Origin of the sequence: Kribbella sp. VKM Ac-2566, from assembly GCF_004366005.1 — a bacterium.
GTDB classification, from domain to species: Bacteria; Actinomycetota; Actinomycetes; order Propionibacteriales; family Kribbellaceae; genus Kribbella; species Kribbella pratensis.
On the sequence record NZ_SODT01000001.1, the window covers coordinates 1 to 23,171 of the forward strand.

Here is a 23,171-nt window from a genome sequence, read left to right on the forward strand (position 1 = left end):
CTGTTCCTAGACAGCTCAGAAACCTAGACAGAGAACGGCGTGCGCCACTCCAGGCACGCTCAAATCACCCACACATACAGCAGAAGAGCCGGATAACCCGTCGTCTGCGCGACTCCGAGCGGGCTGATGACTACCCACACATCGGATGGGGGTGCCGGTTATCCACAGTTTCAAAGTGGCCTGCAGATCTGGGGGGTGATCTCCGTATGTTCTCCGCCGACTTCACGACTCGGGAGGACATCTCATGGAGCATTCGACCGGTACGCCGACCAACGCAACCCCGCACCCACCACTCGACCCGCCACCGGCCACGCCACCGACCCAAGCCGCGGCGCAGGCCCAAGCTGCCGCGCAGGCGCGCGCTGAGCGGCGGGCTCGCGCCGACTGGCTGATCACCGAACTCGGCCGGCTCGCGGCGCAGGCCGAGGATCCGAACGATCGCGTGCGAATTCGCCGCACCGCTGACTCCCTCACCCGGCTCGCGACCGCGTTCCGCCCGTGACGACGACCGCGGTAGAGGCCCACCCGACCTCGATCAGCGAGCTGTTCGCGCTGAGCGCAGAGACAGCTCGCGCGCTCGCCGGCGCCGAGCAATCCGCGTGGAACGGTCACATCATCGAGTCCTCCAGCGCCATGCTCGGCCTCGCCCACTGGGACGGCACCCTCTATCTCGACCGCGAGTCGATCGTCGACCCACTCCGACACCTCTACGAACACGCGGGCGCGACTCGTCCGACTCCGACACTCATCGCCTACCGCGAGTCCTTGGCCACCTTGCTCCACGAGCACGCGCACTTCCTCGGCCCGACCGATGCCACCCAGGAAGCAGCCCGCGAAGCCTTCACGAAACTCGGCAGCCGCCAGCTGGAGGAAGGCGTCACCGAAGCCTGGGCCCAGGACCACCTCGACGACTTCATCCACCGACTGGGCATCGACAAGGTTGCCCCCGGCATCGATTCCGTCCGCTCCAACGGTTACTACGCCGCCTTCGTCCCCGCCGTCCGCGAGCTCACCACCGAACTGGACACCCGCAACGGCTTCCCAGCCGGCGAAACCCTGTCCCTTCTCAACCGCCAAACTGCCGCCGGCCAGTTCCCGCTCCTGGTCGACGCCGTCTACAACTCGACTCGTCTTCCCGACCTGGAGCCACCCAGCGCCGATACCCGATCCCGCCTGGAGTCGATCCTCCGCTCCGGCCTCGCCCACCTCGAAACCTACGAACTCTCTCCCCCGGACCTGGCCACCACCAACTCCCTCGCCACTGCCAACCAAGTCCTTTCCCACCTCGACCACGAGACCCACACCGCAGAAGCCACCTACACCTTCAACCAGCCCGACCCCTGCGTCCTTCCACCTCCCACACGCCGCATCCCGTCCCCTCACGAGTCAGCCCTCTCCGGAGTAACTCCCCCAAGCCCCGCCCGACCCTCATCCCCCTTGTCATCAACTTCGCACCCTGCATCCAGAACCCACCCCCACCCCACCCACACCCGCAGATCACCACAGTCCGCGCAATCACTGGAAAGACACGGATAGCCCGCACACGGCACCACCCGGCGCAGCCACACCACACGGCACCACCCAGCACAGCCACACCACACACGGCACCAGCCGGCGCGGCCACAGCACACATGGCACCAGCCCGGCGCAGCACAGCACATGCGGCACCTGCCAGTGCGGTCAGGTGCACGCGGCACCAGCCAGCGCAGTCACAGCGCGCACACGCGGAACCAGCCAGCGCGGTCACAGCGCACGCGGCGCCAACCGGTGCTGTCACGCGGACGCGGTGCCGGGCGCGGTGACCGGGGTGCCGGGCGCGGTGAGCGGGGTGACGCGTTTCGGGGATTCTGTTTCACTGGCATTCATGGGGATGGACAGTCGCATCGTCTCTGGACCGGTGGGGCCGCTGTCGCAGATCTGGTCGGCGGAGTGCGACAGTCCGACTGCCTTCAGTTCGCTGGCATCGGTGACCGCAGGGATCGGCTTCGCGCGGATCAGAGGGACCTGGGCCGTACACCTCCGCGGTCCGGCGACGAAGGCAACGACCATGGTGTGTTCGGCGGACTCGGCGTACTTCGGCGCCGACTTCCGGGTCGGCGCGTATCTGCCGATGTTCCCACCGGGGCGGTTGACGAACCTACGTGACTCGGTGCTGCCGACGCTGCCGGACGGTCGCATCCTGCTGGACGGCCGGGCGTGGGAAATGCCGACGCCGCAGAACCTCGACGTGTTCATCGATCGGCTCCGGAAGGAGGGACTGCTGCAGGTCGACCCGATGATCGAAGAGCTGAGGTACGGCGGCCTACGGACGATGCCGGCGCGGACCGCGCAGAGCCGGTTCGTGCGAGCGGTCGGCCTACCGCTTCGCACGCTGGAACTCATCGAACGCGCCAGGCGCGCGGCCCGGATGCTGCGCGCGGGCCGGACGATCGCGGAAGTGGCGTTGGAGGCGGGCTACTACGACCAGCCCCACCTGACCCGATCGCTCCGGCGGTTCATCGGCCACACACCCGCGGAGGTGGCGCGAGGCAATGTAATCCTGGGCCTGTGAGGCGCGGCTGCCAACAATGTGGGTCGCTGTGGTGGTCGGCTCCCACAACACCGGGAGCTGCCGCAGTCCTCGGCTCCCACAACACCAGGAGGTGCTGCAGTCCTCGGCTCCCACAACACCAGGAGGCGCTGCAGTCCTCGGCTCCCACAACACCAGGAGGTGCTGCAGTCCTCGGCTCCCACAACACCAGGAGGTGCTGCAGCCGTCGGGCTCCGACGACGCGGGGGGGTCGCACTGTAGTGGTCGGCCGCGACGACGCGGGCTTGCGCTGTAGTGGTCGGCTCCGGCGACGTGGGGGTTGCGCTTCGGTACAAGACGGGTGCTGGGGCGGGCCGGTAGCTTCCGTCGCCATGAGACTCATCGAATCGACGTACATCTCACTGGACGGCATGGTGACCGGCGATGCGTTCTGGGGCGCTCAGCAAGGTTTCCAGGGCGACGCTCACAACCAGCACGCCGCAACGTTGCTGAAGTCCGCCGATGCGTTGCTGCTCGGTCGGCAGACCTACGACGTCTTCTCCGCGTCGTGGCCCGAGCGGTCCGGCGAACTCGCCGACCTGATCAACCCACTCCCGAAGTACGTGGCGTCGAGCACGCTGACCCAGGCGACCTGGAACACCGAGGTTCTGCACGGCGACGCCGTCGAGGCGGTCGGCGAACTCAAGAAGTCCCGCGAGGGGACGCTTCTGAAGTACGGCACAGGTACCTTCAGCCGCGCCCTGGTTGACGCAGGCCTGCTCGACGAACTCCGGCTCTGGGTCCACCCCTTCGTCGCCGGCTCCGGAGAACGCCTCCTCCCGGAAATCTCGCCAACCCAACTGGCCCTCGCCGGCGTGACGGATGTCGGCAACGGCGTCGTCATCCTGACCTACACCCCGAAGCACTAACGGGCGACATCAGGACGATCGCGCCGACTTGCCGGCCTCCGGGAGTACTGCATCGACCGCGGCATCGACCCGGCCTGGTGCGACCCGGCCAACTCGGAGCGAAAGGTGGAGGGCGCCCCGGCCGCCCCGTGCCGGCCGTGCGCGACCGGAAGGCAGGCTCCGCTGTTCGAACGCCCCCGGTCGTCAACCGCAGCTGGTGGCCGCCGGGTCGGCGCGGTTGAGCGCGGGGCGCCGGTCGGCTCGTCCGCGAAGAACACCGACGGTCGGGTGATGCCGCACCTCGGGGCGCTCGGCGACCGGGATCGGCTCGTCCTCACCGGCGATCACGAGGTCGAAAGACGGCCTTCGCCAAGGCGGCCTTGGTGCCGAAGCCCTTGTAGATGCTCTCTCCGGTGAGACACCACCGCCGACGAGGTCGTGGGCGAAGTCGACCCGCGTGTGAGCCCACGGCGCATTTCCGGCTCCGGGCAGGTAGTTCTTCGACGCCCCACGGAGGATCGCTTGCCAGTTGCAGGCGCTGTGGCAGGCTGACTTGCGGGTTCTGACCCAACGTCGGCCAATGGGCATTCGAAGGAGCGAACTGATGAGTCTCGTCGAGGAAGCCACCGCGATCGCGCCCGGGCTGATCGAGCTGCGGCGGGCGCTGCACCAGGTTCCCGAGGTCGGCCTCGATCTGCCGAAGACTCAGGCCCTGGTGCTCGACGCATTGGCCGGGTTGCCGTTGGAGATCACCACCGGCAAGGAGCTGACTTCCGTGGTCGGCGTCCTGCGCGGCGGTCGGCCCGGGCCGACCGTGTTGCTGCGGGGCGACATGGATGCGCTGCCGGTGGTCGAGGAGACCGGGCTCGCGTACGCGTCCCAGAACGGGAACATGCACGCCTGCGGCCACGACCTGCACACCACCGGGCTGGTCGGAGCGGCGCAGTTGCTGAGTGCGCATCGCGACGAGCTGAGCGGGAACGTGATCTTCATGTTCCAGCCGGGCGAGGAAGGCCTCGGCGGCGCCGGGTACATGCTGCGGGAGGGATTACTGAACGCCACCGGCGACAAGCCGATCGCGGCGTACGCGTTGCACGTCTGGTCGCAGGCGGCGAAGGGGACGTTCCAGCTCCGTCCGGGCACGATCATGGCCAGTTCGAACCAGTTGCACATCACGGTGCACGGCAAGGGCGGCCACGGGTCGACGCCGGACCGGACGATCGACCCGGTGCCGGTGGTCGCGGAGCTGGTGCTCGCGTTGCAGACCTACGCGACGCGGCGGGTGAACGTGTTCGATCCGGTGGTGATCACGGTGACGCAACTCGAGGCGGGCGTCGCGATCAACGTCATCCCGAACACGGCCCGGCTCGGTGCGACCGTGCGGACGCTGTCGGACGCGATGCTGGAGCAACTGACCCGCGAGCTACCGGCCTTGGCGGAGCGGATCGCGGCGGCCCACGGATGCACGGTCGACGCGCGGCTCGACCCGCAGTACCCGGTGACGGTGAACGACGCCGGCCGTACGGCGGAGACGGCGGACCTCCTCACCGACCTTTTCGGCGCGGAGCGGGTGCAGCAGCTGGACAACCCGTTGATGGGCGCCGAGGACTTCTCGATGGTGCTGCGGGAGGTGCCGGGCACGTTCGTGATGGTCGGCGCCCGGCCGGACGACGTCTCGGAAGAGGAGGCCCCCTCGAATCATTCCAGCGTCGTCCGGTTCGACGACGCAGTCCTCGGCGACCAGGCCGCAGCCCTGGCCCAGCTGGCCGCTAGGCACCTGATTCCGGCCTGAAACGAGGGCCCGCCAGGTGGGTGTTGACTCGGTTGAGGAGTGCGAACAACTGGTCACGCTCCTCGCGGGTCAGCGGCGCCGTGATGTGCGCGTTCACGCCGGCGAGCACCTGATCCAGCTCGGCAAGCCGCCGTACGCCGGTGTCCGTGATCGTGATGACGTTGCGCCTTTTGTCGGCGGGGTCCGGCGTACGGCGGATCCAGCCGCCGTCGGCGAGTTCGTTCAGGACTGCGACGAGATCGCTCTTGTAGACGCGAGCCCGGCCGGCGAGCGCGGACTGACTCGCGGGACCGAACTCGGCGAGCGCGGCGAGCACCACGAAATGGTCCTTGTGCGCCCCGACAGCCCGGAGAGCGTCACTGGAGGCGCGGGCGGTCTGGGCCGCCGTCAGCCCGACCAGCCGTGACAGCTGCGCCTTGATGCGCTCCGGCGTCTCCGCGCCACGGTCGAAACGCAGTTCGTCGCCCTCCTCCATGGCGCCCAGCATACGCCTTGCGTTAGTCGGACTAACGATTTATGTTCATTGGTAGCGCCAACGTTAGTCCAACTAACTATTCAAGGAGCCCAGCTATGACCGCCACCGAAGCACTGATCCGCGAGCTCGCCGACCGCAGCGAACTGGCCGACCTGGTCTCGCGCCACAGCCTGTGGATCGACGAGCACCGGTACGACGAGAGCGACCGCCTCTTCACCGAGGACGTTGTCGTCAAGTCACGCGGTGGCGAGGCCATCGGCATCGAGGCGATCGTCGAGCTGGTGCGAGCGCGTCACGACGACTACGCCCGCACGCTGCACAACAAGTCGAATCTCGTGATCGAGGTCAGCGGCGAGACTGCGACCGTGCGGGCGCACGACATCGCGGTGTACGTCCTCGACGACAAGACGGAGGCGATCGCGGCCGCCGTACATCACTACGGCGCGCGCCGGACCGAGAACGGCTGGCGCTTCGACCGGCTCGAGGTCAGCCCGGTCGCACTGACCGCAGCGCTCGACCGCGAACTCTAGAACGGGCCTGTGGCTGGTCGGTCCGCCAGAGGCCGACCAGCCACAGGGTTCAGGAGAGCGAAACTCCGAGGGTGTAGGCGCCGCGACTGCCGTACGTCGAGCAGTCCGTGTTCAGCGGGTCGCCGTAGCCCACGTTGTCGATCCGCAGGTAATACCTACCCGGCCGCATGCTGCCGCTAACACACGGCTCGCGGGAGAAGAGTTTGCTGTTGGCATCGAGCTACGCGGTCTTGTCGGTGGCAGGGATCTGGCGCAACTGGTCCGTCGGCAGGCCGTTGTGCGCGGCAACCTCGGCACCAAAAGACCCCGGGGCCGTCGGTCTCGGTGGGATCGGCGGCCCCGGGGTGGTCGAGAGAGATGTCAGCCGGCGGTCACGCGGACGGTGTAGGCGCCGCGGCTGCCGTACGTCGAGTAGCCGGTGTTCAGTGGGCTGCCGTACCCGGTGTTCTCGATCCGGAGGTAGTAGCGGCCGGCCGCGACCTGGCGGCTGAGGCTCGCGCTCAGCCCGGTCGGGGTGGCCGAGTTGGACTGCCCGGCGGCCGGGTCCGCAGTGGCGACAACGCCACCCGACGAGTTCAGCAACTGGAGCTTGATGTCCAGGTCCGCGCCGGACGCGACCGCGGAGGCCGCGAAGTTGAAGGTGCCGGCCGCGAGGTCGATCCGGAAGGTGTCGACGTCGGAGTCGTTGGCGTACACACCCTTCACGCTCGTCCCGAGCGTCAACGCGGTCGCATCCGAGGTGCCGTTGCCGTGGTCGTCGCCCCGCAGCGCCAGCCCGTTCTGGCCGATCACCGCGAAGTCGTCTTCCTTGTTGTTCGCCCCGGTGTACTCGCCCTTGCTCCATTGACTGATCGCCTTCGAGTACCCGACGCCCATGATCGGCGCCCAAGCCCCGTGGCCTGCGTAGTACCCGACGGACGCAGTGCCGTCGTGCGAGAGGCCGACGTTGTGGCCCGCTTCGTGCGACGCGGCTTCGGCGATGTTCTTCGCACCGGTCCCGACACCCTTGGTGAAGACCAGCGCGGGCTGGTAGTACGAGTGGTTGCTGGTGTTGTCGTACACCCCGACGTACGCGACCCCGCCGCAACCGCAGCCGGACTGGTACCAGGTGGTCGGGTCGATCAGCACACGCGTCCCGTACTGCTGGTCAGACGCACCTGACCGCGTGATCGCATCCGCGGTCGGCTGCTGCGTCGTCACGTCCACGTCGAACGGCGCGTAGTCCTCCGCGACGCGAGCCCAGACATCGCGTACGACGTCCTGCTCCGCCGTACTCCAGTTACTGGTGTTCCCGTCGGTGTCGTACGGCGTGACGTTCACGGTGGACGGCTTCCCGTTGGTGTTCCACGCCGTACCGGTGATCGTGTGGCCGTCGAAGTCGAGGTAGATGACGCGGTTCGACCCGGGCTTGCTGTGCAGCTCGAAGGCCGGACCGGTCGCGGCGGCGACCGCCTGCGTGGCCCAGCGCGGTGACGCCGCGGCTCCGGACTTCCGCTCGGCGGCGGTGGCGACCGGCTCGCGGTAGAACAGCTTGCCGCCGCGGTCGAGCCAGGCGGTACGGTCAGTCGCCAGGATCTGCCGCAGGTGGTCTGTGGACAACTTGTTCTGGTCGGCGATCTCGGCGAGCCGGGACTGGACTCGGCCGAGTGCGGCCTTGCCCTGCAGTTCCTGGCCGAGCAGTTGGTCGATGGGGAGCGGAGCGGGCTGCTGGGCGTCGGCCTGATTACCGACGACAACGGCCAGGGCTCCGAAGATGACGGCGCCGGTACAGGCAAGGCCTGCGATCCGGCGGAACTGGGGGCGGGGGCGGTTTGGCATGGGGGCGGGGAACTCCTCAGGTACTCCGGCGTGCCTCACTTGACATATTCACGAGCGGTGTACGCGAACGCACTGTGCGTAGCCTGCCCGAAAGCACGCATCGCTGTATAGATTCGTCTCGGGAATTAACGTCGACTTGGGAGGGTCCCGATGCGCTTCATGATGATTTTCAAGGCCAGCGAAGAGTCCGAGGCCGGACAGCCGCCGAGCGAGGAGGGCCTGACCGCGATGGGCCTGGTGATGGCCGAGATGGCGGAGAAGGGCGTCCTGCTCGCAGGCGACGGACTGCTGCCGAGCTCGCACGGTTTCCGGCTGCAGCTGGACGACGGGAAGCGCCGGGTGGTCGACGGTCCGTTCACCGAGACCAAGGAGCTGATCGCCGGGTTCTGCCTGATCGAGGTCGCGTCCCGCGAGGAGGCGGCCGAGTGGGGCTGGCGCTGTATCGCGGCGGACGCCCGCGGCTCCGGCGACCCGCAGAACTCCGGACTGCTGGAGATCCGCCCGGTCCCCACCGCCGACTTCTTCGGTGACAACTACACGGACGAGGCCCGGGACCGCAACGAACACACGTTCCAGAAGGCCGCCGAGAACCTTCAGAAGAGCAACACCTGACGGATCGACGCGCCGGCGGCCAGGTCGTCGAAGGCCTGATTGAGGTCGTCGAGCCCGACCGTCGCGGTCAGCAGCCGGTCGACGGGTAGGCGGCCGGCTCGGTACAGGGCGACGTACCGCGGGATGTCGCGGGAGGGCACGGACGAGCCGAGGTACGAGCCCTTCACCGTGCGCTCCTCCGCGACCAGGCTGACCGCGGGCACGCTGAACGCCTGCGACGGATGCGGCAGTCCGACGGTGACCGTGGTCCCGCCGCGGCGCGTGGCGGCGTACGCCTGCTCGAGCACCTTCGCGCTCCCGACCGTCTCGAACGCGTAATCGGCGCCGCCGGCCGTCGCTTCACGTACCTGTTCGACCGCGTCAGGGGAACGCGCGTCGACAACCGCGGTGGCACCCAACTCCTGGGCGAGAGCGAGCTTCGACGGTACGACGTCCACGACGACGATCGGATGCGCTCCGACGAGAACGGCACCGAGCAGCGCGGACAGGCCGACGCCGCCGAGGCCGAAGACCACCGCGCTGCGTCCGGCCCTGACCTGTGCCGTGTTCACGACCGCGCCGACGCCGGTCATCACGGCGCAACCGAAGAGCGCGGCGATCTCTGGTGGGAGCGACGGATCGATCTTCACTGCCGAATGTGCGGAGATCACGGCATGATCCGCAAACCCGGAAACGCCCAAATGGTGATGCAGACCGGTCAGGCGGCGGGCGCCGTTGAGCAGGGTGCCGGCGGAGTTCGCGGCGGCGCCAGGCTCACACAGCGCGGCGCGACCCTCGGAGCAGGGGGCGCAGGTGCCGCAGGACGGTACGAAGGCGCACACCACCACGTCGCCAGGCGCGAATCCCGGGGCCTCGGACAGCACGACCTCGCCGGTGGCCTCGTGGCCGAGGAGCATCGGCATGACGCGCGGCCGCGACCCGTCGATCACCGAGAGGTCCGAGTGGCACAACCCGGCCGCGCGGATCCGGACCAGCAACTCCCCCGGACCCGGTGGCGCGAGCTCCAGCTCTTCCACCTGCAGCGGCCGAGACTCGGCGTACGGCGCCGGCAGGCCCATCTCCCGCAGTACGGCGCCGCGCACGATCATCGCGTGATCCCTTCGAGTGCCGCGCGGATCTCGTCCGGCACCGGGACCGGGACGCGGTCCTTCCTCCCGACGAAGACGTGCACGAACCGGCCGGTCGCGGCCGGTTCGTCCGAGCCCTCACGGAACAAGGCGATCTCGTAGCGCACGCTGGAGTTGCCCAGCTGCCCGCACCGCAACCCGGCGTCGACGACACCCGGGAACTCGAGCGGTTGCTTGAACGTGCACTGCGAGTCCACGCACAACCCGATCACGCCGCCGCGATGGATGTCGAGCCCACCGACGCGGATCAGGAAGTCGTTGATCACCGTGTCGAAGAAGCTGTAGTACTCGACGTTGTTGACGTGCCCGTACACGTCGTTGTCCTTCCACCGCAGCGTGATCGCCAGGTGGTGCGGATACGCGCTGCGGATCACGGCTTGCGGCCGACACCCACCCACAGACTGCACATGATGTCGGTGAACTCGCCCTTGTCGACGAGACGCTGGGTTTCCTCGTCGGGATACCAGCGGAACGGCGACACGACGCCGGGCTCGACCAGCTCGGTGCCCTCGAAGAACTGGGTGACTTCTTCCTTGCTGCGAACCTGCGCCTCGCCACCGTCGGCCTGGTACACCACCATCGCCCGCTCCCACAGCTCCGGCGCGAAGTCGGGCGTGCAGTGCGAGAAGATCAGCAGCGATCCGGACGCGAGCGGCTCGACCAGCTGACGGACCAGGTCGTACGGCTTCAGGTGGTCCGGCAGGTAGTGGAAGACGCCGACGATGCTGAGCGCGACCGGCTTGCTGAAGTCGATCAGCTCCTTGACCTCGTCGGACTGCAGGATCGCCTGCGGGTCGGTGACGTCGGCCTCGAGGTACGCCGTCCTGCCTTCCGGCTTGCTCACCAGCAGCGCGCGGGAGTGCGCCAGCACGATCGGGTCGTTGTCGGCGTACACGACGTGGGCCGACGGGACGATCTCCTGGACGATCTCGTGCAGGTTCGGGCTGGTCGGGATGCCGGTGCCGATGTCGAGGAACTGAGTGATGCCCTGCTCGGCGGCGTACTTCGCCGCGCGGTGCATCCACATCCGGTTCGACAGGGCGGCGGTGCGGAAGCCCGGGAACGCCTGCAGCAGGTGCTCGGCGGCCTGCCGGTCGATCGCGAAGTTGTCCTTCCCGCCGAGGAAGTAGTCGTACACCCGGGCGCCGTGCGGCCGGTCGAGCTTCAACTGCTCGTACATCCGCGGGTCGACGTCGGCATCCTGCGATTCAGTCATGAAATTCCCATCCGCGCTGCGGCCCAGAACTGAGGAGACATCGTAACGGGTCCACAACGGACTGTGACACCCGGCAGAACGACACTACCGCTCCTGACCGTCCATGCCATCAGCTTGGGCGCGTCCTCCGACCGGCCTTTACAGAGGATTGAATTCCTCCCTCCGTCCTGCCGTGGTGGACTGTTCGCATGGGCGAGGTGATCGCGGGGCGGCAGACGGCAGCATACGACGGGGAGGTGGTCGTGTTCCTGATCGGGATGCGGGTCAACTCGCTGATCAAGGTGCGCGAGTGGATGCCGGTATTCCGCGCGATGGGGCCGATGCTGCGGGAGTTGATGAAGGACAAGGAGAGCGGGCTGCTCGGATTCCGGACGCTGCCGACGTGGCGTGGGGTCACGCTGATCCAGTACTGGGAGTCGGTGGAGAAACTCCAGGCGTTCGCGAACGACACCGGTCGGACACACCGGCCCGCCTGGGTCGAGTACTTCCGCAACTCGTTCAAGAGCGGCGCGGTCGGCATCTGGCACGAGACGTACGTCGTACCGGCCGGCAACACCGAAACCATTTACGGCAACATGCCCCTCCTCGGCCTAGGCAAGATCACCGGCGTCGAGCCAGTCGGCAAACGCGGCGACACTGCCGCCCAACGTCTGCACCAGGCCGACTAGCGGCTCAGTCCTGCCACAGGCCGACGCGGTTGCCTTCCGGGTCCAGAATCACGGCCATCCGGCCGAGGCCCGGCACGGTCCACGGTGGCGTTGCGACCTTCGCGCCCAAAGCGTCCGCCCGGATGAGCGTGAGGTCGACGTCAGCCACGGAGAAGTACGTCGTGACGCCGGGCGAGCGCGTCTCGTCGGCGGACCCGATCCCGCCCGGCAGCGTGCCGGGACCCGGCTCGACGAGTGCGTAATCGAGGTCCTCGACCAGTTGCAGTCGCCAGCCGAACAGTTCGGCGTAGAAGGCTCGGGACGCCGGGGCGTCCTTGGCGGTGATGTCGATCCAGGCTGCGTGCTTCTCGTTCATATCTCTTACGTCGGAGCAGACCAGGCGTTCTCGACAGGTGCGGCGGTTACAGTGCAGTCGTGCGGTTCATGCGGGACTTGCGGAGGCTGTTGCGGCGGCGTGATTTCCGGCGGTTGTTTGCGGTTCGGCTGACGTCTCAGTGTGGGGACGGGGTCTTCCAGGTCGCGTTGGCGTCGTACGTGCTGTTCTCGCCGGAACGGGCGCCGGATGCCGCGGCGATCGCGGGTCTGTTCGCGGTCTCGCTGCTGCCGTACTCGATCCTCGGGCCGTTCACCGGCGTACTGCTGGACCGCTGGTCGCGCCGCCAGATCCTGTTCGCCGCGAACCTGACGCGTGCCGCGCTCGTCATCGGCGTCGGCGCGATCGTCGCGGCCGGGAACGCGGGCGTGCTGTTCTACCTCGCCGTACTGCTCACCCTCGGCGTCAACCGCTTCCTGCTCTCCGGCCTCTCCGCCGGCCTCCCGCACGTGGTCGAACGCGACGAACTGGTGATGGCCAACGCGGTCACTCCAACGAGTGGTACGGCGTCCTTCCTGATCGGCGGCGGGATCGGCGCCGGAGTGAAGCTGCTCGTCGACTCCGACCTGATCGTCCTCGGGCTGACGGTCGTCATCTACACGGCCGCCGCCTTCCTCGCTCTCCGGCTCCGGCGCGACCAGCTCGGCCCGGACCTGAACGGCGACGAGCCCGGCATCACCGAAGCACTCCGCACGATCGCGACCGGCCTCGTCGACGGCGGGCGGCACCTCCGCGAGCGCCCGCAGCCCGCACTCGGCCTCGCCGCGATCGGATCGCTGCGGTTCTTCTTCGGGTTGATGACCGTCGCGATGATCCTGCTGTACCGCAACTACTTCTACGGGCCCGGCCAGCTCGATCAGGCCTTCGGTGCGCTCGCGATCGCGACCGGTGCGGTCGGTGCCGGCCTGTTCGTCGCCGCACTGGTCACGCCGTGGGGCACTCGGGTGATGGCGTTGCGGCAGTGGATCACGGTGCTGTTCGCGGCCGCCGCAGTAGTGAGCGCCGTACCGATCGGGCTCTACACGAAGCCCGCGATGGTGGTCGGCGGGTTCCTGACCGGGTTCTGCGCGCAGGGCATCAAGATCAGCGTCGACACCCTCGTCCAGACGGGTGTCGACGACGTGTACCGCGGGCGGGTGTTCTCGCTGTACGACATGATCTTCAACGTCGGGCAGGTCTCCGCGGCCGCACTCGGCGCGGCGATCCTGCCCGACAGCGGGAAGTCCTACCCGGTGCTCGCGCTGATCGTGGTCGGCTTCGCGGTGAGCTCCCTGGTGTACGGGCGCCTCAGTTCACGTGCCGCGCAGCGCGGTGATCGGCTGGATGGCGGAGGCCTTCCAGGCGGGATAGGTGCCGGCGACCAGACCGATGAACGCACCCAGCAGGGGTGAACCGAACGCCAGCCGGTTGTCCAGGATCGGCGTCCAGTCACGGACCCAGGACACCCCGACGGTCAGGATGACGCCGACCGCCGTACCGAGCAGACCGCCGAGGAAGCCGACGATCACGCTCTCCACCAGGAACTGGACCGCGATGTGTCTTCGGGCCGCGCCGAGTGCCCTGCGCAGACCGATCTCCGAGATGCGTTCCAGGACGGACAGCAGAGTCACGTTGGCGATGCCGAGTCCACCGACCAGGAGCGCGACCGCACCGAGCAGCAGGAACAACGCGTTCAGGTCGGACTCCACACCCTTGCGTACGGCGCCCTGCTTCGGCGGAGCGTCCACGGTCAAGGTGCTCGGGTTGTTCGGCTCGATCGCGATCGGGGCCTGCTCCGCGATCAGTTGCGCGGCGCCGACCGCCGTACGGATCTCGACCGCGTCCGGGGACTCGAGGTTGTAGGCCTCCTTCGCCGTACCGTTCGGCATGATCACCGCGTCGTTGAGGTCGGCGCGGCCGGTGACCGAGTCGAGGATGCCGATCACCGTGTACGGCTCGTCGCCGATGAACACTGCCGGCTGCGAGTCGACCCGGTTGATGCCGAGCCGCTCCGCCGCGTGTTTGCCCAGGACAACCACCTTGTCGGCACGCTGGTCGTGACCGTCGTCGAAGAACCGGCCGGTCTTGAGCACCGCGCGTACGGCGTCCCAGAGGCCGGAGGATCCGGCCATCACCTGGAGCGCCTTGCCCGTACCGCCGTTCAGGCCGGTGACGTTCTCGACCAGGTCGTCACCGATCTGCAGGCTGCTGACGGTCCCGACTGCTTCGACACCGTTCAGCCGCTTGATCCGGTCCGGCGCGTCCCACGGCAGTTGTGTCGCCGCCTCTCCTTCCTGCCCACCCTTGTCGTCCGGCTGCACTACGACTCTCGTCGCTGCGGCCAGGTCGAACCGCTGCGTGATCTGCCCGGCCGCCGTCTGCCCGAGCCCGACCGTTCCCACCAGCGCAGCGACGCCGAGCACGGTGCCGAGGGTGGTGAGAATCAGCCGAGTCGGCCGGGCGGCAACACCCGCCAGCGCTTCGTCGAGCAGGTCCCGCACTGCGGGACGAGATCTGAGCCGGCGTCGCCGGGACGTGGACGGCCCGCCGGTCGGGTCCGGGGGGCCTGCTTGGGTTACCACTTGAGGGTTCCGTCGACGATGCGGACCTGGCGTTGCGCCCGGCGGCTCACGTGGTCGTCGTGGGTGATGACGGCCAGCGTCATACCCTCGGAGTGCAGTTCGTCGAACACCTGCAGGATCGCCTCCGCGTTCGCACTGTCCAGGTTTCCGGTCGGTTCGTCCGCGAGCAGCAGACTGGGTTCCGCGACGAGCGCTCGCGCGATCGCGACGCGCTGGCGCTCACCACCGGAGAGCGTTGTCGGGGCGAACTCCATCCGGTGCGACAGCCCGACCCGTTCCAGCGCCACCCGCGCCCGCGCCATCCGTTGCCGTCGCGGCACTCCGACGTACACCATCGAGAGCGCCACGTTCTCCAGGACGGTGCGATGGTCGAGCAGATGGAACGACTGGAACACGAACCCGATCCGCTCCCCCCGCAGTACGGCGCGCCGTCGCTCGCGCAAGCTCATCGTGTCCACGCCGTCGAGCCGGTAGACACCGTCCGTTGGGTTGTCCAACAACCCGAGCAGGTGCAGCAACGTCGACTTCCCGGACCCGGACGGTCCGACGATCGACAGGTACTCCCCCTGCCCGATGGTCAGGTCGATCCCGTTGATCGCCTGTACTTCGGGCGGCCCCGGAAAGAACCGTCGTACGCCGATCATCTCGACGACCGGCGCCGGCAACGCGACAGCGGTACTCATCGCCCGACCACCACCTGGTCTCCTTCGGACAACTTGGCGTCGCCCTTCGGCGTGACCTGCGCGAACCCGTCCGCGGTGAGCCCGACCGTGACCGGGATCAGCTCCACCTTCCCGTTCCGCAGTACCTCGACCCGCGACGCACCATCGGATCCGGACGACAGGGCAGCCACCGGTACGGCGAGCACCTTGCCGCTGGTGCTCTTGATCGGGATCGTCACCCGCACGTTCGCGTCCCGCAGCAGCGCCAGCTGACTCGCCGTCAGCGTGTTCGGCGCGACCACCACGTCGTACTGGTTCCCGTTCTTCGTGACTCGACGGACCTTCCCGGCGACCGACACGCTGTCACCGAGATCGAGCGTCGCCGCCATGCCTGCCTTCAGCCGCTGAGCGGTCTCCGCGTCGACCTTGACCGTGACAACCAACGAGGCACCGCTGGCCGACATCACTACACCACTCACCGTCCCGCCACGCTCGACCTTCACGTCGTCGACACGGCGCGGCAGCGTCTTCACGTAGACGACTTCGGACACGGGCAACGGCGTACCGGCATTGAACTCGGCCTCGTTCTGCGCTTCCTGCGCGTCCGCGAGGTTCTCCTCCGCGTCGTCGACAGCGCCTTGCTGCACCGACGTGTCCTTCGCCTTCGCATCCTTGGCGGCCTTGAGCTGCGACTGGGCCTGGCGGAGCTGCTTCTTCGCCGCGTCGACCTGCTGCTTCGACTGGTCGACGGCCTGCGTGAACTTCTCGTCCGGCTCCGGAGCTTCGTATCCGGCGTTCTCGTACAACTCCTCCACCGCGGCCGACGTGTCCAGCGTGTACTCGTCGTCGACCGTCCCCGGGTCGTATCCGAGCCGGTCGAGCGTCTGCTCCAGCTGCAGCACGTCCGGACCCTTGGACCCGGGCGAGAGCGTCCGGTACATCGGGAGTACGCCGGCCAGTCCGATCACCGGCCGCCCGGTGATCTCGAGCAGGGCCTTGCCCTCGGTGATCGTCGACCCGACCGCAGGCACCTTCCCCGTGACGATCGGCGGTGTCGTCAGCCCGCTGGTCTCGACCCGGATGTTCACCGCGCCGTCGAACGACGCGTCACCCCGGCCGACCACCTTGCTGGACAGCGCCTTCTTCGCCACCGGCACGGTGATCTGGGACGCCTTCGGTGCCGCGGTCTTCGCGGCGGCGTCCTCCGGCGAGCTGATCCGGCTGCCCGCGGCGACCCCGACTCCGAGCGAGACGGTCGCGACCGCGGACACCCCGACCAGCACCCGGCGGCGGGACTTGGGCGAAGCGGTCACCGGTTCGCCGTCTCGTCGCGGTACGCCTCGAGCTCGGCCTTGTGCTGCTCGACGAACTCCTTCTCGGCGGCGTACTGCACCTTCTTGTACGCGTCGTCGTACCCACTGGCCTTGCACTTCTGGTCCGCCACCGCGAGCGCGATCTCCGACTTGCGCAGCTCGGACAGCTTCGCCGAGTCGACCTTGTCGAACGACGGCGGGCCGGTGATCGTCTTGGACGGACCGCCCTTCGCGGGCGGCTTGTTCCCGGTCAGCGTGTCCAGTTTCTGCTGGATCTGCTCACGCGGGTCGTCGACCTTCGTGAACCCGGAGTGCCCGGCGTCCGCCATGCAGTCGGCCCATGCGCTGGTGGCGTCCACCACCCGCTGGTCGGTGTCGATCCGCTTCTGCAGCGCCTGGATGTCCTTGAACAGGCTCTCGAACTTCTTGAAGTCCATGCCACGGTCCTGGCCGTACACCTCCTTGATCGCCTTGCCGCGACAGCCGAGGTCCTGCTGACCGCTCGAGCTCGGGCCGTCCTTGCCGCCCTCGATGACGACCGCCCCGTTGCCGGTCGCGTTCGGTCCGTTCAGCGCCTTGTCGTACGCCTTCTGTGCGGCCGCCGACAGCGCACTGCGGATCTTGGTGTTCGGGTTCGAGTCGTCGTCTCCGCCGGCCTTGGACCAGTCGATCGTGCTGATCCCGTACCCGTACTGCTCGGCGAACTTGTCCGGCGGCAGGTTGAACGCTTCGCTGAACTTGCTCTTCGCGTTCTGCTCCGGCGGTACGGCGACGTACTCGAATCCGGCCGTCTTCATACAGGCGGCGGTGGCGTCCTCGACCTTGCGCTGCTTCGCCAGGTCCTCCTCGGACGGTTGCCGCGCGCCGCCGGCCCGGACCGCCATCTTGAACCCGCCACCGGACGAACTGACGAAGCCGTCGCCCATGTACTCCGCGAGCGGACTCTTGTCGCTCTGCTGATCGGACGCGACCGGCGCCTTGTCGTTCCCGCAGCCGGCGAGTGCCAGTACCGCCATCATCGCGAGCGCTGTTCGTGAGGTCTTCATGGCAGTGGAGCGTGCCGTCGCGGCCGTGAAGAACCTGTGAAGGTCCCGTTTGCACCTGATGCTCTCAGCCGATCTTCATCGGATTCTCATCAACTTCGGGGACATTGAGGACTATGCCAGCGCGGATCCTGGTCGCCGAAGACGACCTCAAGCAGGCGGAGTTGATCCGGCGGTACCTCGAACGGGAAGGGCACCTGACCGTCGTCGTGCACGACGGCCGGGAAGCGATCGACGAGGCCCGCCGGCGCAGTCCTGACCTGCTGGTGCTCGACGTGATGATGCCGAAGGTCGACGGTCTCGACGTCTGCCGGGTGCTGCGCGCAGATGGCGACATCCCCATCATCATGCTCACCGCCCGCTCGACCGAGGACGACCTGCTGCTCGGGCTCGACCTGGGCGCGGACGACTACCTGACCAAGCCGTACAACCCGCGCGAACTGGTCGCGCGGGTCCGATCGGTACTGCGCCGGACCCGGAGTAGAGCAGAAGGCGAGGTGTACCGCGTCGGGGAGCTCGAGATCGACCCGGCCCGGCACGAGGTCCGGTTGAGCGGGAAGCTGATCGAGCTGACACCTGCCGAGTTCAAGATCCTCGCCTGTCTGGCGGCGTCGCCGGGGCGGGCGTTCTCGCGGCAGCAGTTGCTCGAGCACGCGTTCGGCTTCGACCACTACGTGTTCGACCGGACTGTCGACGTACACGTGATGAATTTGCGGAAGAAGATCGAGCCGTCATCGGGCGCACCGGCGTACCTGAAGACCGTGTACGGCGTGGGGTACAAACTCGCGGACAAGGCGGTGAGTCATGCGTCGTAGCGTGCTGGTCAGGTTCCTCGGGCTGTCGCTCGCCGTCGCGCTCGGGGCCGTGATCGCCACCGCGGTGATCGCGACGTACAGCACGACGGAGAAGCTGCAGGGCGAGATCGACGCGAACACGGGACAGCTGCAGGTCGACGGTGAGATCTACGGCGAGTTGTCGAAGTACGCCGCGGATCATCCGACCTGGTCCGGTGTGGACAAACTGGTGCACGAGCTGGCCGACAAACTCGGGCGCCGGGTCGCGGTCACCGCCGACGACGGCTCGGTGATCGCGGACTCGGCGCGGATGCTCGGCGCCGCGCCGGAACTCCCGTCGGTGCCGGCGGCAACCATCGACGTCCGGAAGTCCAGTGGTGCCAAGCTGGCCGGGATCTCGAGCGCGTTGAACGTGTACACCGCCCGCAAGACGGTTGCGGCCGGGGCGGCGAACGGGTTCGTCACGACCGCGACCACGATCCCGCCGTTCGTGGGCGCCCTCGAGTGGGGGTTGACCGAGGAGGAGCAGCGGAACAAGGCGAAGCTCGCCCAGCAGGCAGCCGACTGCTACACCGCGAAGGGCAGGCCCGCGACCGTCGCGCAGATCAGCGGGGCGGTCCCGCAGGTGATGATCGAGTCGACGCAGTCGGTCGCCGGCGCGCGCGTGATGGAAAAGCCCGGGGTCGCGTCGAAGAACGACACCTGTATCCCGCCCGGCCTGTACGCCCCGAGCGCCAAGGCCAAGATCGTCAACGACGACGAGATCCGGCGCGCGATCGCCTGCCTCGATACGGCCGGCATCAAGTACCAGATCAACGATTTCGGGGGACTGAAGTCGGTCGAGCCCCTGGCCAAGGGTGACTTCACCGACAAGTTCATCGACTGCAGCAACCAGGCCCGCGTGCAGGCTTTGACGCCGTACGTCGCTCCGCCCGCGAAGCTGTACCTCGGGGCGAAGAGCACGTTCAACGTCTTCTCCGGTGAGGGACTGTTGCGGACGGCCGCGACCGCGCTCGGTGTGCTGCTGATCGCGGCGCTGGTGATGTTCTTCGCCGGACGTCGACTGGTCCGGCCGATCGTGGCGTTGACCGGTGCGACGCAGCGGATGCGGAACGGAGACCATGCGGCGCGCGTACCGGTGAGCGGGAAGGACGAGGTGGCGCGGCTCGGACATGCGTTCAACGACATGGCCGAGTCGATTCAGCGACACGACTTCCAGCGCAAGGCGATGGTGAGCGACGTGGCGCATGAGCTGCGGACGCCGCTGGCGAACATCAAGGGGTATCTGGTTGCGTCCGAGGACGGCGTCGTACCGCTCGATCAGTCGCTGGTCACGTCGCTGCTCGAAGAGACCGGGTTGCTCGAGCACTTGGTCGCCGACCTCCAGGACCTCGCCCTCGCGGACGCCGGCATGCTCCGGCTGCACCCGGCATCACGCGACCTCTCTGAGGTGGTCCAGCAGGTCGTCTCCGCGCACGGACCCGCCGCGGACACAGCCGGGGTCACTCTCACCGCTTCGGTCGCCGGCCCGTGTCTTGCCATGGTCGACAGCGCACGCATTCGCCAGGCCCTCGGAAACCTGGTCTCGAACGCTATCCGCTACACGTCACCCGGCGGCCAGGTGATCGTCGGCGTACGACAGGTCGACGGCGGCTACAACCTGACCGTCACGGACAACGGCGCCGGCATCGCCGCGGACCACCTGCCGCACGTCTTCGACCGCTTCTACCGCGCCGAACACTCCCGCAGCCGCACCACCGGCGGCAGCGGCCTCGGCCTCGCGATCACCAAACACCTCGCCGAGGCTCACGGCGGCCGGATCACGGTCACCAGCCGCCTCGGCTCCGGCTCGACCTTCACGATCTGGATCCCTGGAGCTGCCAAACTGTCGCCGTGACGCAGCCCCCGACCCCCTACGGCCCCCCAAACAACGGCTGGCAACAACAACCCGTCCAGCCCACGTACGGCGCCCCGGACCCAGCGGCCCCCGGCCCCGGACCGAGCTACGGACCGGGTGGACCGGGCTATGGGCCGGGCTACGGACCGGGTGGACCGGGCTATGGGCCGGGCTACGGGCCGGGCGGTTACGGCCCAGGCGGGCCGCGGCGGCCGCGGACGCTGCTGTACGTCGTGATCGCGGTTGTCGGCGTCTTCGTGCTGCTCGGCGCCGTCGCCCTGATCGTCCCGGGGCTCATCGGCAGCGACGACGACCAGGGTGGCCCGACTGCGCCGTCCCCTGCCTCGAGCCAACCAGCAGGCTCGCCGCAGCCCACCTCCGAACCGTCGCCAGCAACCTCGTCCGCACCGTCCACGCCCGGACCGCGCCTCACCGAGGCCAGCACGCTCTCCACCAGATTCCTCGCGTTCCTCAATGCGAACGACCAGACGCACGCGGTGGCACTCGGTTGCGCGGACAGCAGGAACCTGCTGGCCGGCCAACTAATCGTCATGGTCGACCCACCGACGAAGCTGTCGGTCAGCGGACCCGCAGCCTCGGTGAGCAGCTACTACCCGCGGATCTCGGTACCGTTCTCCGGCACCACGAAGGGCGGCGCACCGCTGGCCGGTACCGTTGACATCATGGACGTGCCGTCCGAACCGCTCTGCGTGCGCCTGACGTCGCTCGCGCGCTGATCGGCCCTGGACTGATTCGGATGGCACCGCGAAAGGCCCGCGTGGCCGACGTCCACGAGATCGCGTCGGCGATGCCGCACGTCACCAAGTGGGAGCGTGACGACGGGACGGATCGACCTGTGTACCAGGTGGGTGGGAAGTCCTTCGTGTTCTTCCGTACGCCGCGACCCGACGCGGTGGATCCGGTGAGTGGGGAGAAGTACGACGACGTGATCATGATCTGGGTCGAGTCCGAGAACGAGAAGCTCGCACTGCTGTCGGACGACTCGAACCCGTTCTTCTCCACTCCGCACTTCGACGGCCACCCGTCGGTCCTCGTCCGGGCCAGCCGACTGGGCGAACTCACCAAGCAGGAACTCACCGAGATCATCCAGGACGCGTGGCTCTCCAGAGCCTCCAACCGCCGCGCAACGACGTGGCTACGAGAACACCGATTGAGCTAGCTCTGTGGCGCGAGGGAGCGGGCGGTTTCCAGTAGGTTGGTGCCGGTGGGGAGGGTGGCGATGATGGGGGTGTCGAGGCCGTTCTCTACGTAGCGGTTGATGTGGGCGCGGCAGTCAGTGGCGGTGCCGTGCACTATCAGGGCGTCGATGAGGTCTTCGGGGATGGCGGCCATGGCGGCGTTGCGGTCGCCGTTCGCCCAGGCGTCGCGCATCGGTTTCATGATGTCGCCGCGGCCGAGCCAGTCGTGGAAGGCGGCGTACCCGGGCACGGTCAGGTACGTCGCGATCAGGAAGCGGCCGATGTTGCGGGCCATCTCGGCGTCCTCGGTGACACAGACGAAGATGCGGGCGGCGAGTTCCTTGTCCGGGCCGAGTTCCTCGCGGACCCGGCGTACGTCGTCGGCCGACAACCAGTTCGTGATCGCACCGTCGGCCTCGCGCGCGGCCAGCCGCAGCATCTGCGGGCGGAGCGCGGCGAGCATGATCGCAGGCGGTACGTCGGGTGCCTTCTCCAGCCGGAACCGCCGGATCGTGAAGCTGTCGAACTCCCCGTCGACCTTCTCCCCCGCGAACGCCTGCCGCAGGAACCGCAGTACGTCGCGGGTCCGCGCCAGCGGCGGGTCGTACGCGATCCCGTTCCACCCGGTCACGATCGTCTCCGACGAGGCCCCGATCCCGAGCACGAACCGCCCCGGCGCGAGATCCGCCAACGCCGCCGCGCTCATCGCCAGCGCAGCCGGACCGCGCGTGTGCACCGGTACGACCGCCGTCCCCAACCGCATAGCAGCGTCCCACTCGGACGCGAGCACCAGCGGCGTGAACGCATCCGCACCGGCGACCTCCGCCGACCACAGATCCGTGTACCCCAACTCGGCCAGCTCCGAGATCAAAGCACGGTGATCACGCAGCGGTACGCCGGTCAGCGGAACGGTCAGACCCCAGCGCATTCAGATCATCCTCTTCAGCAACGGCAGCGGCGCGAACCGCATGACCTGGGCGAGCGGCCACCACGGCCGCGCCGGCACGTACGCCTTCGCCTTCTCCGCCTCGATCGCGGCGACCATCGCGCGCACCCCCGGCTCGGTGTCGACGATGAACGGCGCGTGCGCCACCCGCTCGTTCATCTCGGACCGGATGTAGCCGGGGTAGATCGTGCTGACCTTGATCGGCTTGCCGAGGAGCTCGAGCCGCAGCCCTTCTCCGAGCGAGGCGAGCCCGGCCTTCGTCGCGGCGTACGTCGTGACCGTTTTCGGGAATCCGCGCAGTGCGGAGATCGACGCGATCAGCACGAGGTGGCCGGCGTTCCGCGCCCGGAACAACTCCATCGCCACCTCGGCCTGGGCGAGCGCGCCGACGAAGTTGGTCAGTGCGGTGTCGCGGTTGGCGTCGAACCGGCCGGTGCCGAGCGGTGCGCCCTTGCCGAGTCCGGCGTTCACGACGATCCGGTCCAGCGGCAGTTCGGCGTCGACCTCCCGGAACACCTTGAACACCTGGTCGTGGTCGGTCACGTCAAGGCTGTGGATAGCCACCTTGATCTGTGGATAACTGGCGGTCAGTTCGGCGCGCAGCGCCTCCAGCCGCTCGGTACGCCGGGCAGTCAGCGCGAGGTCATGCCCCTTCGCCGCGAACTGCCTGGCCATCTCCGCACCGAGCCCGGAGCTGGCGCCGGTGATCAGGATGTTCCGTCGCATCG

At 68.1% G+C, this 23,171-nt stretch carries 26 protein-coding genes; 13 read left to right on the forward strand and 13 right to left on the reverse strand.

All coding sequences use genetic code 11. The features are described 5' to 3' along the window. Positions 1–244: 244 nt before the first annotated feature. From EV647_RS00005 to EV647_RS00020, 4 genes are all read left to right on the forward strand, one after another. Positions 245–502: a hypothetical protein gene (locus tag EV647_RS00005; RefSeq protein WP_133996368.1), complete on the forward strand. Its 258-nt coding sequence runs from the start codon at positions 245–247 to the stop codon at positions 500–502. Further along, a complete protein-coding gene (locus EV647_RS00010; protein WP_133996371.1) occupies positions 499–1,536 on the forward strand; it encodes a hypothetical protein in 1,038 nt (345 codons plus the stop codon). Before EV647_RS00005 ends, EV647_RS00010 begins: the two co-directional genes overlap by 4 nt. A gap of 328 nt (positions 1,537–1,864) precedes the next feature. Next, on the forward strand, positions 1,865–2,551 hold the full coding sequence (locus EV647_RS00015; protein ID WP_133996374.1) for a helix-turn-helix domain-containing protein: 687 nt from the start codon (positions 1,865–1,867) through the stop codon (positions 2,549–2,551). A gap of 350 nt (positions 2,552–2,901) precedes the next feature. Continuing rightward, entirely contained in the window at positions 2,902–3,438 is a 537-nt protein-coding gene (locus EV647_RS00020; protein WP_133996377.1) for a dihydrofolate reductase family protein, read from the forward strand. Between the two features lie 183 nt (positions 3,439–3,621). On the opposite strand, the gene EV647_RS41785 is transcribed toward EV647_RS00020, so the two are convergent. Then, positions 3,622–3,765, reverse strand: a complete 144-nt coding sequence (locus EV647_RS41785; protein ID WP_166680166.1) for a hypothetical protein — start codon at positions 3,763–3,765, stop codon at positions 3,622–3,624. A gap of 256 nt (positions 3,766–4,021) precedes the next feature. Here EV647_RS41785 and EV647_RS00025 point away from each other — a divergent pair, with 256 nt between their 5' ends. Continuing rightward, entirely contained in the window at positions 4,022–5,209 is a 1,188-nt protein-coding gene (locus EV647_RS00025; RefSeq protein WP_133996380.1) for a M20 family metallopeptidase, read from the forward strand. Here EV647_RS00025 and EV647_RS00030 read toward each other — a convergent pair. After that, the gene (locus tag EV647_RS00030; protein WP_133996383.1) at positions 5,187–5,684 is read right to left on the reverse strand and encodes a MarR family winged helix-turn-helix transcriptional regulator; all 498 of its coding nucleotides are present in this window, start codon (positions 5,682–5,684) and stop codon (positions 5,187–5,189) included. The genes EV647_RS00025 and EV647_RS00030 overlap by 23 nt on opposite strands. Before the next feature lie 95 nt (positions 5,685–5,779). Here EV647_RS00030 and EV647_RS00035 point away from each other — a divergent pair, with 95 nt between their 5' ends. Beyond that, on the forward strand, positions 5,780–6,214 hold the full coding sequence (locus EV647_RS00035) for a nuclear transport factor 2 family protein (RefSeq protein ID WP_133996386.1): 435 nt from the start codon (positions 5,780–5,782) through the stop codon (positions 6,212–6,214). A gap of 360 nt (positions 6,215–6,574) precedes the next feature. On the opposite strand, the gene EV647_RS00040 is transcribed toward EV647_RS00035, so the two are convergent. Then, positions 6,575–8,032: a pre-peptidase C-terminal domain-containing protein gene (locus tag EV647_RS00040; RefSeq protein ID WP_133996389.1), complete on the reverse strand. Its 1,458-nt coding sequence runs from the start codon at positions 8,030–8,032 to the stop codon at positions 6,575–6,577. Positions 8,033–8,182: 150 nt separating this feature from the next. Here EV647_RS00040 and EV647_RS00045 point away from each other — a divergent pair, with 150 nt between their 5' ends. After that, the gene (locus EV647_RS00045; protein ID WP_133996392.1) at positions 8,183–8,644 is read left to right on the forward strand and encodes a YciI family protein; all 462 of its coding nucleotides are present in this window, start codon (positions 8,183–8,185) and stop codon (positions 8,642–8,644) included. On the opposite strand, the gene EV647_RS00050 is transcribed toward EV647_RS00045, so the two are convergent. Genes EV647_RS00050 through EV647_RS00060 form a run of 3 tightly spaced genes read right to left on the reverse strand, consistent with a single transcriptional unit; the run spans position 8,626 to position 10,987 of the window. Beyond that, positions 8,626–9,732, reverse strand: a complete 1,107-nt coding sequence (locus EV647_RS00050) for a zinc-dependent alcohol dehydrogenase family protein (RefSeq protein ID WP_133996396.1) — start codon at positions 9,730–9,732, stop codon at positions 8,626–8,628. The genes EV647_RS00045 and EV647_RS00050 overlap by 19 nt on opposite strands. Then, the gene (locus tag EV647_RS00055) at positions 9,729–10,145 is read right to left on the reverse strand and encodes a thioesterase family protein (protein WP_133996400.1); all 417 of its coding nucleotides are present in this window, start codon (positions 10,143–10,145) and stop codon (positions 9,729–9,731) included. The genes EV647_RS00050 and EV647_RS00055 overlap by 4 nt, the downstream gene beginning before the upstream one ends. Further along, positions 10,142–10,987 carry an SAM-dependent methyltransferase gene (locus EV647_RS00060; protein ID WP_238175377.1) on the reverse strand — a complete coding sequence of 282 codons (846 nt, stop codon included), beginning with the start codon at positions 10,985–10,987 and terminating at the stop codon, positions 10,142–10,144. The genes EV647_RS00055 and EV647_RS00060 overlap by 4 nt, the downstream gene beginning before the upstream one ends. A gap of 188 nt (positions 10,988–11,175) precedes the next feature. On the opposite strand from EV647_RS00060, the gene EV647_RS00065 reads away from it, so the two are divergent. Beyond that, positions 11,176–11,655, forward strand: a complete 480-nt coding sequence (locus tag EV647_RS00065; protein ID WP_133996403.1) for a DUF4188 domain-containing protein — start codon at positions 11,176–11,178, stop codon at positions 11,653–11,655. A 4-nt stretch (positions 11,656–11,659) separates the two neighbouring features. Here EV647_RS00065 and EV647_RS00070 read toward each other — a convergent pair whose 3' ends face one another. Next, complete coding sequence (locus EV647_RS00070) at positions 11,660–12,010, reverse strand: VOC family protein (protein ID WP_133996406.1); 351 nt, start codon at positions 12,008–12,010, stop codon at positions 11,660–11,662. Positions 12,011–12,078: 68 nt separating this feature from the next. Between EV647_RS00070 and EV647_RS00075 the strand changes: the two genes are divergently transcribed. Next, positions 12,079–13,419 (forward strand): MFS transporter, encoded by a 1,341-nt coding sequence (locus EV647_RS00075; RefSeq protein ID WP_238176960.1) that lies wholly within the window; start codon positions 12,079–12,081, stop codon positions 13,417–13,419. Here the strand turns inward: EV647_RS00075 and EV647_RS00080 are convergent. From EV647_RS00080 to EV647_RS00095, 4 genes are all read right to left on the reverse strand, one after another. Continuing rightward, positions 13,321–14,508 carry an ABC transporter permease gene (locus EV647_RS00080; protein WP_238176945.1) on the reverse strand — a complete coding sequence of 396 codons (1,188 nt, stop codon included), beginning with the start codon at positions 14,506–14,508 and terminating at the stop codon, positions 13,321–13,323. The genes EV647_RS00075 and EV647_RS00080 overlap by 99 nt on opposite strands. A gap of 74 nt (positions 14,509–14,582) precedes the next feature. Beyond that, positions 14,583–15,272: an ABC transporter ATP-binding protein gene (locus EV647_RS00085; protein ID WP_133996415.1), complete on the reverse strand. Its 690-nt coding sequence runs from the start codon at positions 15,270–15,272 to the stop codon at positions 14,583–14,585. Continuing rightward, the gene (locus EV647_RS00090; protein WP_133996418.1) at positions 15,269–16,564 is read right to left on the reverse strand and encodes a peptidoglycan-binding protein; all 1,296 of its coding nucleotides are present in this window, start codon (positions 16,562–16,564) and stop codon (positions 15,269–15,271) included. The genes EV647_RS00085 and EV647_RS00090 overlap by 4 nt, the downstream gene beginning before the upstream one ends. Next, complete coding sequence (locus EV647_RS00095) at positions 16,561–17,610, reverse strand: hypothetical protein (protein WP_133996421.1); 1,050 nt, start codon at positions 17,608–17,610, stop codon at positions 16,561–16,563. The genes EV647_RS00090 and EV647_RS00095 overlap by 4 nt, the downstream gene beginning before the upstream one ends. 113 nt (positions 17,611–17,723) lie before the next feature. Here EV647_RS00095 and EV647_RS00100 point away from each other — a divergent pair, with 113 nt between their 5' ends. From EV647_RS00100 to EV647_RS00115, 4 genes are read left to right on the forward strand one after another with little or no spacing between them, the layout of a single operon-like run. Further along, positions 17,724–18,422, forward strand: coding sequence for a response regulator transcription factor (locus EV647_RS00100; RefSeq protein ID WP_133996424.1), 699 nt, complete (start codon positions 17,724–17,726; stop codon positions 18,420–18,422). Continuing rightward, the gene (locus tag EV647_RS00105; RefSeq protein ID WP_133996427.1) at positions 18,412–20,298 is read left to right on the forward strand and encodes a cell wall metabolism sensor histidine kinase WalK; all 1,887 of its coding nucleotides are present in this window, start codon (positions 18,412–18,414) and stop codon (positions 20,296–20,298) included. Before EV647_RS00100 ends, EV647_RS00105 begins: the two co-directional genes overlap by 11 nt. Next, positions 20,295–21,035 (forward strand): hypothetical protein, encoded by a 741-nt coding sequence (locus EV647_RS00110; protein WP_133996430.1) that lies wholly within the window; start codon positions 20,295–20,297, stop codon positions 21,033–21,035. Before EV647_RS00105 ends, EV647_RS00110 begins: the two co-directional genes overlap by 4 nt. Positions 21,036–21,055: 20 nt before the next feature. After that, the gene (locus tag EV647_RS00115) at positions 21,056–21,478 is read left to right on the forward strand and encodes an MmcQ/YjbR family DNA-binding protein (RefSeq protein WP_133996433.1); all 423 of its coding nucleotides are present in this window, start codon (positions 21,056–21,058) and stop codon (positions 21,476–21,478) included. On the opposite strand, the gene EV647_RS00120 is transcribed toward EV647_RS00115, so the two are convergent. Both EV647_RS00120 and EV647_RS00125 read right to left on the reverse strand, forming a co-directional pair. Then, on the reverse strand, positions 21,475–22,425 hold the full coding sequence (locus EV647_RS00120) for an LLM class F420-dependent oxidoreductase (RefSeq protein WP_133996436.1): 951 nt from the start codon (positions 22,423–22,425) through the stop codon (positions 21,475–21,477). The two genes, EV647_RS00115 and EV647_RS00120, sit on opposite strands and share 4 nt — an antisense overlap. After that, positions 22,426–23,169: an SDR family oxidoreductase gene (locus tag EV647_RS00125; RefSeq protein ID WP_133996439.1), complete on the reverse strand. Its 744-nt coding sequence runs from the start codon at positions 23,167–23,169 to the stop codon at positions 22,426–22,428. Positions 23,170–23,171 lie beyond the last annotated feature (2 nt).